This is a genomic window from Gemmobacter caeni (assembly GCF_003054195.1).
Lineage (GTDB): Bacteria > Pseudomonadota > Alphaproteobacteria > Rhodobacterales > Rhodobacteraceae > Gemmobacter > Gemmobacter caeni.
Window position 1 is genome coordinate 37,339 of sequence record NZ_QBKP01000007.1, and the last position, 14,482, is coordinate 51,820.

The 14,482-nt window shown below is 65.1% G+C and carries 11 protein-coding genes; 4 read left to right on the forward strand and 7 right to left on the reverse strand.

What is annotated here, in order from left to right:
- From C8N34_RS12050 to C8N34_RS12060, 3 genes are all read left to right on the forward strand, one after another.
- Positions 1-816: an iron-sulfur cluster assembly protein gene (locus C8N34_RS12050; RefSeq protein ID WP_108129057.1), complete on the forward strand. Its 816-nt coding sequence runs from the start codon at positions 1-3 to the stop codon at positions 814-816.
- Positions 817-887: 71 nt separating this feature from the next.
- Entirely contained in the window at positions 888-2,522 is a 1,635-nt protein-coding gene (gene groEL, locus C8N34_RS12055; RefSeq protein WP_054302922.1) for a molecular chaperone GroEL, read from the forward strand.
- Between the two features lie 19 nt (positions 2,523-2,541).
- The gene (locus C8N34_RS12060) at positions 2,542-3,297 is read left to right on the forward strand and encodes an SDR family NAD(P)-dependent oxidoreductase (RefSeq protein ID WP_054302923.1); all 756 of its coding nucleotides are present in this window, start codon (positions 2,542-2,544) and stop codon (positions 3,295-3,297) included.
- Between the two features lie 86 nt (positions 3,298-3,383).
- Here C8N34_RS12060 and C8N34_RS12065 read toward each other — a convergent pair whose 3' ends face one another.
- The 3 genes from C8N34_RS12065 to C8N34_RS12075 all read right to left on the reverse strand — a co-directional run bounded on the left by C8N34_RS12065 (position 3,384) and on the right by C8N34_RS12075 (position 7,163).
- Entirely contained in the window at positions 3,384-5,402 is a 2,019-nt protein-coding gene (locus C8N34_RS12065; protein ID WP_242013796.1) for a sigma-54-dependent Fis family transcriptional regulator, read from the reverse strand.
- A gap of 121 nt (positions 5,403-5,523) precedes the next feature.
- Positions 5,524-6,021, reverse strand: a complete 498-nt coding sequence (locus C8N34_RS12070; protein WP_108129058.1) for a hypothetical protein — start codon at positions 6,019-6,021, stop codon at positions 5,524-5,526.
- Positions 6,022-6,227: 206 nt separating this feature from the next.
- Positions 6,228-7,163: a hydrogen peroxide-inducible genes activator gene (locus tag C8N34_RS12075; protein WP_054302925.1), complete on the reverse strand. Its 936-nt coding sequence runs from the start codon at positions 7,161-7,163 to the stop codon at positions 6,228-6,230.
- A 166-nt stretch (positions 7,164-7,329) separates the two neighbouring features.
- On the opposite strand from C8N34_RS12075, the gene katG reads away from it, so the two are divergent.
- Entirely contained in the window at positions 7,330-9,546 is a 2,217-nt protein-coding gene (gene katG / locus C8N34_RS12080) for a catalase/peroxidase HPI (RefSeq protein ID WP_108129059.1), read from the forward strand.
- A gap of 52 nt (positions 9,547-9,598) precedes the next feature.
- Here katG and C8N34_RS12085 read toward each other — a convergent pair whose 3' ends face one another.
- From C8N34_RS12085 to C8N34_RS12100, 4 genes are read right to left on the reverse strand one after another with little or no spacing between them, the layout of a single operon-like run.
- The gene (locus tag C8N34_RS12085; RefSeq protein WP_108129060.1) at positions 9,599-10,111 is read right to left on the reverse strand and encodes a hypothetical protein; all 513 of its coding nucleotides are present in this window, start codon (positions 10,109-10,111) and stop codon (positions 9,599-9,601) included.
- Positions 10,104-12,941: an FAD-dependent oxidoreductase gene (locus C8N34_RS12090; protein ID WP_108129061.1), complete on the reverse strand. Its 2,838-nt coding sequence runs from the start codon at positions 12,939-12,941 to the stop codon at positions 10,104-10,106. The genes C8N34_RS12085 and C8N34_RS12090 overlap by 8 nt, the downstream gene beginning before the upstream one ends.
- Positions 12,938-13,207 (reverse strand): sarcosine oxidase subunit delta, encoded by a 270-nt coding sequence (locus C8N34_RS12095; RefSeq protein WP_108129062.1) that lies wholly within the window; start codon positions 13,205-13,207, stop codon positions 12,938-12,940. The genes C8N34_RS12090 and C8N34_RS12095 overlap by 4 nt, the downstream gene beginning before the upstream one ends.
- Before the next feature lie 10 nt (positions 13,208-13,217).
- Positions 13,218-14,471, reverse strand: coding sequence for a sarcosine oxidase subunit beta family protein (locus C8N34_RS12100; protein ID WP_108129210.1), 1,254 nt, complete (start codon positions 14,469-14,471; stop codon positions 13,218-13,220).
- Between the last annotated feature and the right edge of the window lie 11 nt (positions 14,472-14,482).

Consider the following 14,482-nt stretch of genomic DNA (forward strand, 5'->3'; position numbering starts at 1 on the left):
ATGCCTGTGCCGCAAATCCGTGGCGCGCAGGCAAGGGAAGTGTGGCGGCGGCTTTCCGCCGTCACCGACCCCGAGCTGGACGAGCCGATCACCGACATGGGATTTGTCGAACGGCTGGAGGTATCGCGCAGCGGCGAGGTCGAGATCGACTTTCGTCTGCCGACCTACTGGTGTTCGCCGAACTTCGCCTTCCTGATGGCCGACGGCATCCGCAAGGCCGCCATGACGCCTGCCTGGGTGCAGAAGGTGCGTGTGCAGTTGCAGGATCATTGCTTTGCCGACAAGGTGAATGACGGGATCAACGGCCAGCAGCCCTTCGGGGCGATCTTTGCTGCGCTGACCGAAGGCGGCAATCTGGACGAGGTGCGCGAGACCTTCCGCGAAAAGGCGTTTCTGCGCCGACAGGAGGCTGTGCTTCAGGGCCTGCGCGCGATGGGCTGGACCGCCGGGCAGATCACAACGCTGACACTGGCCGAGTTTGATGCGCTCAATCTCTCGGGCCATGCCGAGGCGGCAGCGCAGAAACCGCGCTACCGCGAAATCCTCGTCGGGGACGGGCTGGCGCTTCTGCCCGAAGACTGGGCCTTCGTCACCTGGCGCGGCGATCCCATCGTTGCCGAAGACCTGCAAGATCATCTGATGCGGCTGCGCGCCCTGCGCATCAACATGGAGTTCAATGGCGCCATGTGCCGTGGCCTTGCCGCGGCGCGCTACAAGGAAGTTGTCCGCAACGGAGAGGAGCCGGAGCTGATCGACTTCATCCTGGGGCGGGTTCCGCCACGGGCCTGCGGGGACAGCCAGAGCAGCCGGGGCTGAACACGCCAACCCAACCACCATGAAGGGAGACCGCCGCGCCCCGCGCGTGCGGTGACAAAGGAGGATTATCCATGCCGAACTTTCTGATTCACAATGTCGAGGCCCGCCGCGCTCTGGCTCGTGGCGTCGCCCGTCTGGCCGCTGCGGTCGAACCGACGCTGGGGCCGAAAGGGCTCAATGCGATGATTGACCGTCCGGTGGGCACCCCGCTCATCACGCGGGACGGCGTTTCCATCGCGACCGAAATCGAATTGCCCGACAGGTTCGAGAACATGGGCGCGCAGGTGGTGCGCGAAGTGTCGATGCAGACCAACGAGGTCGCGGGGGATGGCACCACCACCGCCATCGTTCTGGCCAATGCGATGATCCAGCAGGGTGTGACCCAGGCCGAACGCGGCGCCCGCACGGTCGATCTGTGCCGGGGCATCGAACTGGCGGTGGGCCGCGTTGTCGAGGCGCTGAAACGTCAGGCGGTTCCGGTCAAGGACAATCCGCGCCTTCTGGGCGCCGTGGCGAATATCGCCGCGACCGATCCCCGTCTGGGGGAAATCGTTGCCGAGGCGCATTCCCGCGTGGGCGAGGATGGCATCATCACCGCTGATTTCTCGGTGACGGTCGAGACAACGCTGGAAGTGACCGAAGGCATGTCCTTCGAGCGGGGTTATATCTCGCATCACATGGTGACCGATCAGGACGAAATGGAAGCGGTGCTGGACAAGCCGCTGATCCTGTTGACCGACCAGAAGATCCTGCATCCTTCTGTGCTGGACAACGCGCGCGGCATCGCCGAGGCGGAAGGCCGGTCGCTGCTGGTCGTGGCAGAAGAAATCGCGCCCGAAGTCGTGGTTACGCTTCTGGAAGCGGCGCGGCCGGGCAAGTATCTGATCGTGCATCCGCCGGAATACGGCCACTGGCGGAAGGCGCAGATGGATGATCTGGCGATCCTTACCGGCGGCGAGGTTCTGGCCCGCGATCTGGGCAGGAAGATCGAGAATGTCACCCGCGAACAGCTTGGCGCGGCGCGTCAGGTCCGGGCGTCAGCCAACCAGACCACGGTGATCGGCGGCGCGGGTGAACCTGCGGCCATCGCAGCCCGCCGCCTGCAAGTGCAGCGCCAGTATGACATCGCCCCGCCGAATATCGAGCAGGACAAGCTGCGCGAACGTCTGGCCAAGCTTTCGGGCGGCACGGCGGTGATCCATGCCGGCGGACTGACGCCGGTGGAACAGAAGCGCAAGATCCAGCTGATCGAGGATTCGCTTTATGCGATCCGGGCCGCGGTGGAGGAGGGCGTGGTGCCGGGTGGCGGCTCTGCCCTGGCCCATGTCGCCCCCGAACTGGATGCGCTGGTGGCCGAAACCTCGGGCGATGTTTCGGTCGGGGTGGAGCTTGTCCGCTCGGTGCTGACCCGCCCGCTGGCCCGCATCGCGATCAACGCAGGCTCTGACCCGAATGCCGTCATTGCCGAGGTGATCCGGTCAGGAAGCGGACATGGCTTCGATGCCGCACAGGGCCGTTTCCGCGACATGATTGAAGCCGGCATCGTCGATCCCGTGCGGGTCACCTGCTCGGCACTGGCCAATGCGGCTTCGGTCGCTGCGCTGATCCTGACCACCGAAACGCTGATCGGCCATGTCGAGGATCACGTCGACCCGACCGCCGGTCCGGCGCTTGGCGGCGGTGCCGAACGGCTCGGGCGGCAATGAGATCACAGGAGAAATGACAATGAGCACCCAGAAACTTGCGGGCAAGACGGTAATCGTTTCGGGCGGATCGCGCGGCATCGGGCGGGGCATCGCCCTCGCCCTTGCGGCAGAGGGCGCGGATATCGCGTTCTGCCACTTCCGCGATGACGAGCGTGCGAAGGAAACTGCCGCCGCCATCGCCGCCCTGGGCCGTAAGGTCCATGCCGCCGAATGCGACGTCTCCTCAGTCGCGGCCATCCATGCGTTCTATGCCGGGGCAAAGGCCGCCCTGGGCGAGATCGACATTCTGGTCAACAATGCCGGGCACAATATCACCGAAGCGTTCGAGGATATCAGTGAGGCCAGCTTTGACCGGATGCTGGATGTCCATGTGAAGGGCACCTTCTTCATGGCCCAGACCGTCTATCGCGATATGAAGAAACGCGGCAGCGGCAGGATCATCAACATCACCTCGCAACTGGCCTACAAGGGGGCACCCACGCTGACGCATTATTGCGCGGCGAAAGGGGCAAACGCGACCTTTACGCGTGCGCTGGCGCTGGAATGCGCCGGGACGGGTGTTCTTGTGAACGCAGTGGCACCGGGCGTGACCAACACCGACCTGCTGACGCCATTGTCACAGGAGCTTCTGGATACGCTGAAGGCCGCAATCCCGCTGGGTCGTTTTGCCGAGGTTGACGAGATCACCCCGGCAGCGGTGCTTCTGGCCTCGCCCGAAGGGGCCTTCTTCCATGGCACCTGCATTTCGCCGAATGGCGGCGAGGTCATGTTCTGATCCGCAAGGACGGCTGATCAAAACAGATGGGGCGAAGGTCATCCTTCGCCCCGTCTGGTCATTTCCGGCCCCGAAAGTGCCGCGCGCTAGCCGTAGCTGCGTTTGATCCCGTAAGTCTTCAGCTTGCGATACAGCGTCGGGCGGGAAATCCCCAGAACGGCGGCGACGCGGGTCAGATTGCCCTGCTCTGCCGCCAGCGCGCGACGGATCGCCTGTTCTTCCATATCGGTCAGATTGGGCGGCAGATCGGGTTCCTGCGGTGCGGACAGCTTGCCCTGCGGCACGGCGACGGGGGCGAGAAAGGCGGGGGGCAGATCAGCTTCTGTCACCACCCCGTCCGAGACGACCAGATGCAGGCGCTCGAACAGGTTGCGCATTTCCCGCACATTGCCCGGCCAGCTATAGGCGCCCAGCCGCGTCGCCACCTCTTCTGACAGCAGCAGCGGTTCGCGCCGCATCTTGGTGGCCACGGCGCGGTTGAAATGATCCGCCAGCGCCGGAATGTCACAGGGCCGTTCCCGCAGCGGCGGCACCTCGATCGTCATGGCGCCGATGCGGTAGTAAAGATCCCGGCGGAAGCGGCCAGCCTCGACCTCCTGGCCCAGATCGCGGTTGGTCATCGCCACAAGCTGCACATCGACCTGCCGCCGCTTTGAACAGCCGATGCGGTAAACCGCCCGCTGTTCCAGCACGCGCAACAGATAGGGCTGCAATTCAAGCGGCATCTCGCCAATCTCGTCGAGGCACAGCACGCCGCCGTCGGCCTGTTCAAACTTGCCTGCCTTGCCTTCGCGTGAGGCCCCTGTGAAGGCCCCGGAGACATGGCCGAACAGCTCCGATCCAAACAGATCGGCGGAAATCGCGCCACAGTTCACGGTGACGAAAGGCGCGCGGCCCTTGTGCGCGGCCGAGGTATGGATCAGGCGGGCGAACAGCTCTTTCCCCGCGCCGGTTTCCCCTTGGATCAAAACCGGAGAGCCTGCGGCGGCGGTGCGGCGGGCAAGGTCTACAGCTTTCACGAACTTCGGGGACTGCCCGATCATCAGCAGTTCGTCGCGTTCCGCCCCCGCGCGCGGCGGAATGCGGAACGGCTCTGCCGCGATGGCCGGGGTGCTGCGCCGGGGCGGCAGGATCAGTGCCGCTCCGCTGAACTCCCCGTCCAGAAAAAGCCTGCTGATGCCGCTGGGTTGCAGATGTGGCGGGATGGCGCGGGCGATGTCCTGATCGCTCATGGTGCCGGTCAGCGTGATGAACTGCTGTCCCAGTGTCAGACCGGGCGAGTTCGGCGTCTTCGGCACGCCCGCCGGAAAGCGGTGATACATCACGCGCCCGATCCGGTCGAGGATCACCACGGCGTCGCGGCTGCTGCGGGTCGGGCCGCTGTCAAGGAATGCCTCCAGCAGCCGGGTGCGGCGCATTTCCTGCCGCTCGGCCAGGCTGGATTCGATCTCGCGGGCAACGGCCGCGATCATGGCGACATTGTGCGGGCGAAAGATGCTGGGCGGGCCGGAGAGATCCACCGCACCGATGATGCGCTGGTCCACCGGGTCGCGGATCGGCGTAGCCGCACAGGTCCAGGCCTTGATGCCCTGACAGAAATGCTCTGACGCGTGGACGACAGTTGGCCGTCCCGAACGGATCGCGGTGCCGATCCCGTTGGTGCCAATCGCGGATTCGTCCCATTTGCCGCCACGGACCAGATGGATGCTGCGCGCCGCATCATGTGTGCGCAAATCGCCGATCTGATCCAGAACAAGCCCCTCGGCATCGGTCAGGATCAGCAGCGCATTGGCCTCTGACAGCAGCGGGCCGATCTTTTCGAACGGATGCCGGGCTGCCGCGCGCAGTTCGGAATTCTTCTGCCGCGCATCCTCAAGCCGCTCCTCCGTCTCGTCCAGCGGCGCCAGTTCGGCGGTGGCGTCGATGCCGGAGGCCAGACTGCGGGACCAGGATTCAAGGATCTCGCGCCGGACGCCCGAGGTGCGTATGGGGTCCAGTTCCTTGAAGGTCAGAAAATCCTCCCAGGCGCGCATCGTAGCGCGCTGGTCAAGCCAGTCCTCGAACATGCCGGTCCGGGTATGAAATCCCGTTGCCAGATCGGTCATGCAGTTCCTCCCAAAGGGCTGGGGCGCGGATTTCGCCCTTGCTGACGCACGCAGTTACGATGTGCGGGTGTACGGGTATCGGCGGGAGGGAAAGCGCCCGCCAGAAGCGGACGCCGGAACGTCATTGAAAGCCAAGCCGCTCAGAAATTTCGCTGGCCAGCAGGCTTTCGGGGCAGGTGTCGTCGATGATCTGGCCATCCAGCTCGCCAATGGCTTCGGTCACATCCTCGGGCAGGGCCGAGAAGAACCCGTTCTCGCGCGATGCCAGCGCGAAGTAGCGCACGTCATCCTGCCGCCGGATTTCGCCCAGCAGATGAAGCTGCCGCCCCGACCCGCTGTCATAGGCCACCACACGGTTATTGACGCTGACCTTGACCCGGATATCGCCCGAGGCGGTGCCGGTCTGTGCGCGCCCTGAGGTCAGATCGTGGAAGATCTTGCCATCGGGCGGCGGCGGGGCATTGCTGGCAGCGGCCTTGGCGCGTTTACCCGCGCTGTAGGCACCCTGGGTCAGCCGGTCGGCGATCTGGGTAATGGCCCCCTGATTCGCCTGAATCATGCGCCGGGCACGCTCGTCCTCGCGGCGCGGGCCATCGCGCTTCGAAATGATGTCGACCATGGTCATCCTCCCAATGTCCAGTGATCCATATATAAATTCAGCATTTCTGCTTTCTTTGCACCGGCCCTCCCCGCCGGTTTCAGACTACATAATGCCGCAAGCGGTGTCCGATTTTGACGGGTTCTGCCGCTTCTGTGGATCAAACCTACAATGCAGATGTTGCATTCATCAAGCATTTCCGCGTGACGGACAGCGCGTCACCGGCCTCAGCGGCGCCAGCCGGGCAGGGTCGTGAGGCCACTGGCCTGCCGTAACGTCATGCCGCAGTGCCGCACCACTTCGGCGATCTGGAGAAGCTGCGCCTCCATACCGCTGGAGCGTCGCCAGACCATGCCGATTGTCCGCACCGGCTGCGGATCGCGGAAGCGCGCGACCGAGACGGCGGCAGACCGCGTTTCGATCGGCACCGCCATTTCGGGGATCAGCGTCACCCCGATTCCGACCCCCACCATCTGCACCAGCGTGGACAGCGAACTGCCGTCCAGCATCTCGCGCGGCTGGGTCGAGGGCATGTCGCAGAAGGACAGCGCCTGATCCCGGAAACAATGCCCCTCTTCCAGCAGCAGCAGGCGCATCTCACGCAGCATGTCTCGGCTGGGCACCGGCCTGTCGGCATCGGCGATCTGCCGGATCAGCACGAACCGTTCGGTGAACAGGGACACTTCAGTCAGCGCCGGTTCGGAGACCGGCAGCGCAAGGATGGCGGCGTCGATCCTGCCATCGTTCAGTTCCTCGATCAGGCGCGAGGTCATGGTTTCGCGCAGAATCGGCATCAGGCCGGGGAATTGCTGGGACAGCCGGGTGATGACCGCCGGCAGCAGATAAGGCGCAATGGTCGGGATCACACCAAGCCGCAGCTTGCCCGCCGGCTGACCGCCCGCCGCGCGCGCCAGATCATCCAGATCATCGACGATGGCCAGCATGGCCTGGGCGCGGGTCAGGAACATCTCGCCAAAGGCGGTCAGCCGGATCTGCCGTGGCCCCCGTTCCAGCAGCGGCGTTCCGGCCATTTCCTCCAGTTCCTTGATCTGCATGGACAAGGCGGGCTGGGTCACGGCGCAGGCTTCCGCCGCGCGCCCGAAGGTGCGGTGACGGGCGAGCGCCTCGAAATAGCGTATCTGCTTCAGTGTCAGGCCCTTCATCAGGAAACCTTATATCAGAAATAAGAATATTCAAGTTTCCCTTACAGTGATCCGTGACTAGAATGATTCCAGATTGAAGGCCGCCTTCGGGAGGTCCGGGCACCCGCCCGGAAGCTGGCGCCCGATTGATGGCTGATCGCCAACCGCCGATCCTGGGAGGAAAATCATGGACGGAAATACCCCCGCCGGGCGCTGCCCGGTGATGCATCACAGCCTGCCGCAGACCACGCTGGGCGGGCGCGGCAACAAGGACTGGTGGCCGAACCAGCTCAACCTGTCGATCCTGCATCAGCACAGCCCGAAATCAGATCCGATGGGCGCCGGTTTCGATTATCGCACTGAGTTCCAAAAGCTTGATTATGACGGGCTGAAGAAGGATCTGGCGGCGCTGATGACCGACAGCCAGGATTGGTGGCCAGCCGACTGGGGCCATTACGGCGGCTTCATGATCCGCATGGCCTGGCATGCGGCGGGCACCTATCGCACCGCTGACGGGCGGGGCGGCGGCTCGACCGGCAACCAGCGGTTCGCGCCGCTGAACTCCTGGCCGGACAACGGCAATCTGGACAAGGCCCGCCGCCTGTTGTGGCCGGTGAAGCAGAAATACGGCAACCGGATTTCCTGGGCCGATCTGATGCTGCTGGCGGGCAATGTCGCGATGGAGACCATGGGCTTCAAGACCTTCGGCTTTGCCGGGGGCAGGGCCGACATCTGGGCGCCGGAGGAAGATATCTACTGGGGGCCGGAAGGCGAATGGCTTGCCACGTCGGACAAACCGAGCAGCCGCTATTCCGGCGAACGGGATCTGGCGAACCCGCTGGCCGCCGTGCAGATGGGCCTCATCTACGTCAACCCGCAGGGACCGGACGGCAACCCCGATCCCGTCGCTTCGGGCCGCGATGTGCGCGAGACCTTCGGCCGTATGGCGATGAACGACGAGGAAACGGTGGCGCTGGTAGCTGGCGGCCATACGTTCGGCAAGGCCCATGGCGCGGGCGATCCGGCGCTGGTCGGGGCTGAACCGGAAGGCGGCGGCATCGAGGCGCAGGGCTTTGGCTGGATCAACAGCTTCGGCACCGGCAAGGGCATCCACACCACCACTTCAGGCTTTGAAGGGGCGTGGAAACCCAATCCGACCACCTGGGACAACGGCTATTTCGACATGCTGTTCGGCTACGAGTGGGAACAGGTGAAAAGCCCGGCCGGTGCGATCCAGTGGCGGGCAAAGGATGTGCGTCCTGAACACATGATCCCCGATGCGCATGATCCCGCGATCCGGCACGCACCCTTCATGACCACGGCGGACCTGTCGCTGCGCTTCGATCCCATCTACGAACCCATTGCGCGCCGGTTCCACCAGAACCCTGACCAGTTCGCCGATGCCTTTGCCCGTGCCTGGTTCAAGCTGCTGCATCGTGATCTTGGTCCGAAGGCGCTGTATCTGGGGCCGGAAGCCCCGACCGAGGATCTGATCTGGCAAGATCCGATTCCGGCGCGGGATCACGCGCTGATCGACGCCGCCGATATCACCGATCTGAAGGCGCGGATTCTGGCGACGGGCCTGAGCAGCGCCGAACTGGTGGCGACGGCCTGGGCCTCTGCCTCGACCTTCCGGCGTTCCGACAAGCGCGGTGGCGCTAATGGCGCACGCATCCGCCTTGCGCCGCAAAAGGACTGGGAGGTCAACCAGCCCGCGCAGCTGGCCCGCGTTCTTGCCGCGCTGGAAGGCGTGCAGGCCGCTTTCAATACCGCGCAGACCGGCGGCAAGAAGGTCTCGCTGGCCGATCTGATCGTGCTGGGTGGTTCTGCTGCCGTAGAAGCGGCGGCGCTTGCCGCGGGACACCCGGTCAGCGTGCCGTTCACGCCGGGCCGGATGGATGCCACCGAAGCGCAGACCGATGCCGCCAGCTTCGATCCGCTGGAGCCGCAGGCTGACGGGTTCCGCAACTATTCCAAGGGCAATTTCCGAACCGCGCCCGAGGAAATGCTGGTGGATCGCGCCCAGCTTCTGACGCTCAGCGCGCCGGAAATGACCGTGCTGGTCGGCGGGCTGCGGGTACTTGGCGCCAACTACAACGGCTCTGCCGACGGGGTGCTGACCGGGCGCAAAGGTCAGTTGACGAATGACTTCTTCGTCAACCTGCTCGACATGGCGGTGGAATGGCACGGCGCGAATGCGGATCAGACCCGGTTCGAGGGCCGGGACCGCAAGACGGGCGAACTGCGCTGGACCGGCACGCGCGCCGATCTGGTCTTCGGATCGAACTCGCAACTGCGCGCATTGTCCGAAGTCTATGCCCAGTCCGACAATGCAGCGAAATTCGTGGCTGATTTCGTTGCAGCCTGGGTCAAGGTGATGGAACTGGACCTGTTCGAGGCCTGATCCACGCCTCCTTGCAATCTTGCCCGGCGCCGTCCTGACGGCGCCGGGTTTTTCAGCGTGCCATGCCGGTCGCGGCGATCCAGTCGAACAGATAGGGCACCAGCCCCCGGTCGACATGCAGCCTCAAGGCCCCCTCCACCCTGCACAGGGCGGCATGAACCCCTGCGAAATCCAGCGCGGCGCTGGCGCTGGACAGGCGTGGATCAATCGCAGAGGCACGGGCAAACAGCGCCATGCCGTTCGGTCCCGCGATTTCAAGCACTGCCAGCGCCCCGGTCATCGGCGTCGTGGCCACTCCATCCTGCCAGCCCGCCGTTTGATGATCCTGCCGGACACCAGCCACCAGCATTCTGTGCCGGGCAAGCCGCAGGGCATAGCGCCCGGGTGTGACCTGCCCCAGAAGGCCGACCGCCGGGCCAAGATCCCGTGCCGCGAGAAAGCGGTCTGTAGCGCCGCTGACCATCACCTGCGGCACAGGCGGCAGTTGTCGGACAGAAAGCCCCTCGCCCTCCAGCCGGGCATCGGGGGCAGGCGGGGCAGGCCAGAAGCCGGAACGGTCAGGCATTCAGCCGATCTCCCTTCGGATCAAGAAAACAGGGGGCGCAGATCCGCGCCCGGCGACGTTGGCCAAGATGCTGGATCACGATTTCTTCGCCATGCCGGCTGGCACCGCGTTCGATCAGCCCCAGCGCCACCGGATGATCCACCGCCGCGCCCGGAGAGCTGGAGGTAATATAACCGATGGAACGCGGCACTGGTCCCGACAGGTCAAGACCATGCCCCCCCACCGGCAGCAGACCCTGACCATCGGCGGGCAGCAGTCCGACCAGTTGATTGCGGTCCGGGCGCTGCGCCTCATCCTGAAACAGCGAACGCCGACCGATAAACTCTGCCTTCTTTGTCCGCAGCGGGCCGGAGACGCCAAGATCCATCGGGCGCGTCATGCCATCGGAATCCTTGCCGATGACAATGAAACCCTTCTCGGCACGCAGGATCATGATGGCCTCGATCCCGGCCGGGCCACCACCATGGCGTGCGGCGGCTTCGGCAAGCCGGTCCCACAAGGCCGCTGCGCGATCCTGCCGGACCGAGATTTCATACGAACGGTCGCCCGTAAAACTGACCCGCGTCAGGCGCAGCGCCTCGGCAGCCAGCCAGCGGCTTGTCATATGCGGGAAAGCCGCATCCGAAAGATCCGCCGCGATGCCCGCCGCCACAATGGTATCGCGAGCGCGGGGGCCAGAAACGGTGATCGTGGCGGTTTCTGCGGTGGCGTTGTGGATGAAGATAGCTTTGCGAGGGAACCTGTCCTGCCGCCATTCCTCCAGCAGGGCATGGACGCCCGCGGTATGGGAGGACGAGCAGGACACCACGAACCTGTCGACATCCAGCCGCACCAGCACACCGTCGTCGAACACCACGCCGCTTTCAGACAGGATAAAGCCATAGCGGCAATGGCCGGACTTCACCGTCGACATGGTGTTGTAATAGATGAAATCCAGAAACTCCGCCGCATCCGGGCCGATGACCTCGATCTTGCCCAGAGGCGAGGCATCGAACAGCCCGACCGCCTGCCGCGCCATTCGCGCCTCGGTCAGGATGGCCGTTTCGTCCCGGCCATAATGAACGGGACGCAGCCATCCGCCGTATTCCGCCAGCACGGCCCCCGCCGCGCGATGCTGCGTCTCCAGCGCGAGGCGGCGCACGGGGTTCATGCGGCTCGCCCCGCGCGGCCCGGCAAAGCTGGCATAGGGCACGGGGGTGAAAGGCGGGCGATAGGTCGTGGTGCCGACCTCGGGAATGGTGCGCCCGGTGATCTGCCCCATCAGCGCCAGCCCGTTCAGGTTCGAGGTCTTGCCCTGATCAGTAGCCATGCCAAGGGTCGTGTAGCGCTTCAGATGCTCGACAGAGACGAAATTCTCGCGCGCGGCCAGTTCGACATCCTTGGCGGTGACATCATGCTGATAGTCCACCCAGACCCGGTCCTTCCGGCCGGGTTCAGGCCAGGCAGGTGTGATATCGTAAGGCGCGCTTTCGGCGACCGGCGCGGAGGACAGGCCAAGCGCTGCGGGCAGCGCGGCGAGCCCGTCGGCGAGCGTAAAATGCCCGGCGGCAGCACCGATGACAGTGAGGCCCGGAACCTCCGCGCCCGGCAGGAAGGTGAGGCGGCGGTCATCCCAGGCCAGCTTGCCACGCGCCTGCGCAAAAAGGTGGATGCTGGCGGTAAATCCGCCGGAGACCAGAACGCCATCGCAATCTAGCCGCGTGCCATCATCCAGTTCGACCCCCGTCACCTGGCCACGGCCAAAGGCACGGCGGAGGCTGCGGCCTGCCCGCAGATCAACGGTGTCCGGCCCGGTGGCCTGCGGCCTGCGGTCGATCAGGGTCACGCTCGCCCCTGCCGCTGCCATGGCCCCCGCCACCTCGGCGCCCGTTGAGTTGTTGGTCGCGATGACCAGACGGGCGCCGGGCAGGACCGCAAACCGGCGCAGATAGGCCAGTCCCGCCTGCGCCGACAGGATGCCGGGCAGATCGTTCTGCGCGAAGGGCAGGGGACGCTCGATCGCTCCTGCCGCCAGAACGATGCGATCCGGCCGCACTCGCCACAACGTATCCGGCCGTCCGGCTTCTCGCCTCTGGTTCAGCGCGATCAGACCATGGTCATAGATACCGAAAGCGGTGGTGCGGGTCAGAACCCTTACGCCCAGGGCGGCCAGTTCGGCACTGGCGGCAGGCAGCCAGTCGGCGCCCGGCACGCCGTCGATCCGGGCGTCCCGATAAAGCAGGCTTCCGCCAATGCGGCTGCCCTCATCGACCAGCATCACCTCGTCACCCCGCCGGGCCAGCGCCAGCGCGGCGGCAATGCCAACCGGCCCGGCACCCACGACAACCACATCGCAGAAATGGTTTATCTGATCCCCCGACGGTCCGGTCTGGCCGGTTTCCACCCGGCCCAGACCGGCCATGGCGCGGATGCGCGGCTCGAACAGATGCCAGTCGGGCCACATGAAGGTCTTGTAGTAGAAGCCCGAAGGGATGAAGCGCGCACAGAGGTCGATGAATCCCGTGCGGTCATTGCGCGCGGTCGGGCTCGCGTTGACCGCACGCAGATCGAGCCCTTCGATGGCGGGTTCGGTGGTCACGCGCTGATTGGGGCGGAACTGTCCGTCTCCGGTCACATCGGCATAGATGTTCGGCTCTTCCACACCCGCACCGAACAATCCGCGTGGGCGGCGATACTTGAAGCTGCGGCCAAGGACGGGCTGGCCCGAAGCCAGCAGGGCGGATGCCAGCGTATCACCATGGAACCCGGAAACCGCCTGGCCGTCGAAAGTGAAGCGCAGCGGGCGCGTGCGGTCGATCTCGCCCCCGCGGGGCAGGCGGCGTGCGGTCATGGCCGGCCCTCCGCTGCGGTCAGCGCCTGGCCGGGGGCGGCCTCCATCGTCAGGGTATCGCGCTGTAGCGCGAAGATTTCGCCACAGGTCATATGCAGCCAGATCTCCTCCGAGGCGCCCTTGGGGTTGTTGCGGAAGTGCAGGTATTGCGCCCAGACTTCAGCCGAAACCTCGGGGCCTTCGGGGCGGTGATTGCCCAGATCGCCCCCGAAGTGGAATTCGTATTCGGGCCGGGGGCCGCAAAACGGGCAGGAAAAGATCTGCATGGATGATGCCTCAGTGTGCGATGCCGGAACCTGCGGCCTCGTCGATCAGGCGGCCGGTGGCAAAGCGGTCCAGATCGAAAGGGCGCGAGATATCGTGGTGGGTGCCGGTGGCCAGAAGGTGTGCAAGCAGGGTGCCGCCCGCCGGGATTGCCTTGAACCCGCCGGTTCCCCAGCCGCAGTTCAGGAACAGACCCGGCAGCGGGCTTTCCCCGAGGATGGGCGAACTGTCGGGCACCACATCCACGATCCCCGCCCATTGCCGCATCAGCCTGAGCTGGCGGAAGGCCGGAAACATCTCGACCAGACCTGACAAAACCGTTTCCAGCACCGGCAGGTTGCCACGCTGACCGTAAGAGGGGATGCGATCCAACCCGCCGCCCACCACCATTTCGCCCTTGTCGGACTGGCTGGCATAGGTGCCCGCGCCGGGGGACAGGACGATGGTATCAAGCACGGGTTTCACCGGCTCGGACACGCAGGCCTGCAGCGCGTAGGATACGACGGGCAGGCGGAACCCGGCCCGTGCTGCCATTTGCGACGAATGGCCCGCCACCGCCATGCCCACACGATCCGCCCGGATCGTGCCGCGACTGGTGACGACCCCCCGGCAGCGCCCACCCTCGATCAGAAAATCCTGCACCTCGCATTGCTGGAGGATGTCGACCCCGAGACGGGAGGCCGCGCGGGCATAGCCCCATGCCACCGCATCGTGCCGGGCCGTACCGGAGCGACCCTGCCAGACCCCGCCAAGCGCCGGATACCGGGCCTTGTCGGAAAAATTGTAGATCGGCAGCACCCGCCGCACGTCCTCGGGGCCGAAAAGCTCGGCATCGGTGCCGTTGATCTGCATGGCGTTCACCACGCGGGCGGACATCTCCATCTCGGCGGGGGTATGGGCGAGGCTGATCATGCCGCGCTGCGACAGCATGATGTTATAGTTGAGCTCGCGCGACAGGCCCTCGTAGAGCTTCAGCGCCATGTCATAAAGCCGCACGCTTTCCGGGAAAAAATAGTTCGACCGCACCACCGTGGTGTTGCGCCCGGTATTACCGCCGCCCAGCCAGCCCTTTTCGATCACCGCGACATTGGTGATCCCGTGGGTCCGTGCCAGATAATAGGCCGTGGCAAGGCCATGACCGCCGCCGCCGATGATTACGACATCATAGCGCGGCTTCGGCGCCCGGCTTTCCCAGGCGCGGACCCAGCCCTTCTGGTTGTTGAGACCCTCTTTCACCAGAGAGAGGGCCGAATAGTGCCTTGTCATCACGATCTTCC

Coding starts and splice junctions, on each gene's coding strand:
- C8N34_RS12050 (WP_108129057.1), top strand. CDS start 1: ATGCCTGTGCCGCAAATCCGTGGCGCGCAGGCAAGGGAAGTGTGGCGG.
- groEL (WP_054302922.1), top strand. CDS start 888: ATGCCGAACTTTCTGATTCACAATGTCGAGGCCCGCCGCGCTCTGGCT.
- C8N34_RS12060 (WP_054302923.1), top strand. CDS start 2,542: ATGAGCACCCAGAAACTTGCGGGCAAGACGGTAATCGTTTCGGGCGGA.
- C8N34_RS12065 (WP_242013796.1), bottom strand. CDS start 5,402: ATGACCGATCTGGCAACGGGATTTCATACCCGGACCGGCATGTTCGAG.
- C8N34_RS12070 (WP_108129058.1), bottom strand. CDS start 6,021: ATGGTCGACATCATTTCGAAGCGCGATGGCCCGCGCCGCGAGGACGAG.
- C8N34_RS12075 (WP_054302925.1), bottom strand. CDS start 7,163: ATGAAGGGCCTGACACTGAAGCAGATACGCTATTTCGAGGCGCTCGCC.
- katG (WP_108129059.1), top strand. CDS start 7,330: ATGGACGGAAATACCCCCGCCGGGCGCTGCCCGGTGATGCATCACAGC.
- C8N34_RS12085 (WP_108129060.1), bottom strand. CDS start 10,111: ATGCCTGACCGTTCCGGCTTCTGGCCTGCCCCGCCTGCCCCCGATGCC.
- C8N34_RS12090 (WP_108129061.1), bottom strand. CDS start 12,941: ATGACCGCACGCCGCCTGCCCCGCGGGGGCGAGATCGACCGCACGCGC.
- C8N34_RS12095 (WP_108129062.1), bottom strand. CDS start 13,207: ATGCAGATCTTTTCCTGCCCGTTTTGCGGCCCCCGGCCCGAATACGAA.
- C8N34_RS12100 (WP_108129210.1), bottom strand. CDS start 14,471: ATGACAAGGCACTATTCGGCCCTCTCTCTGGTGAAAGAGGGTCTCAAC.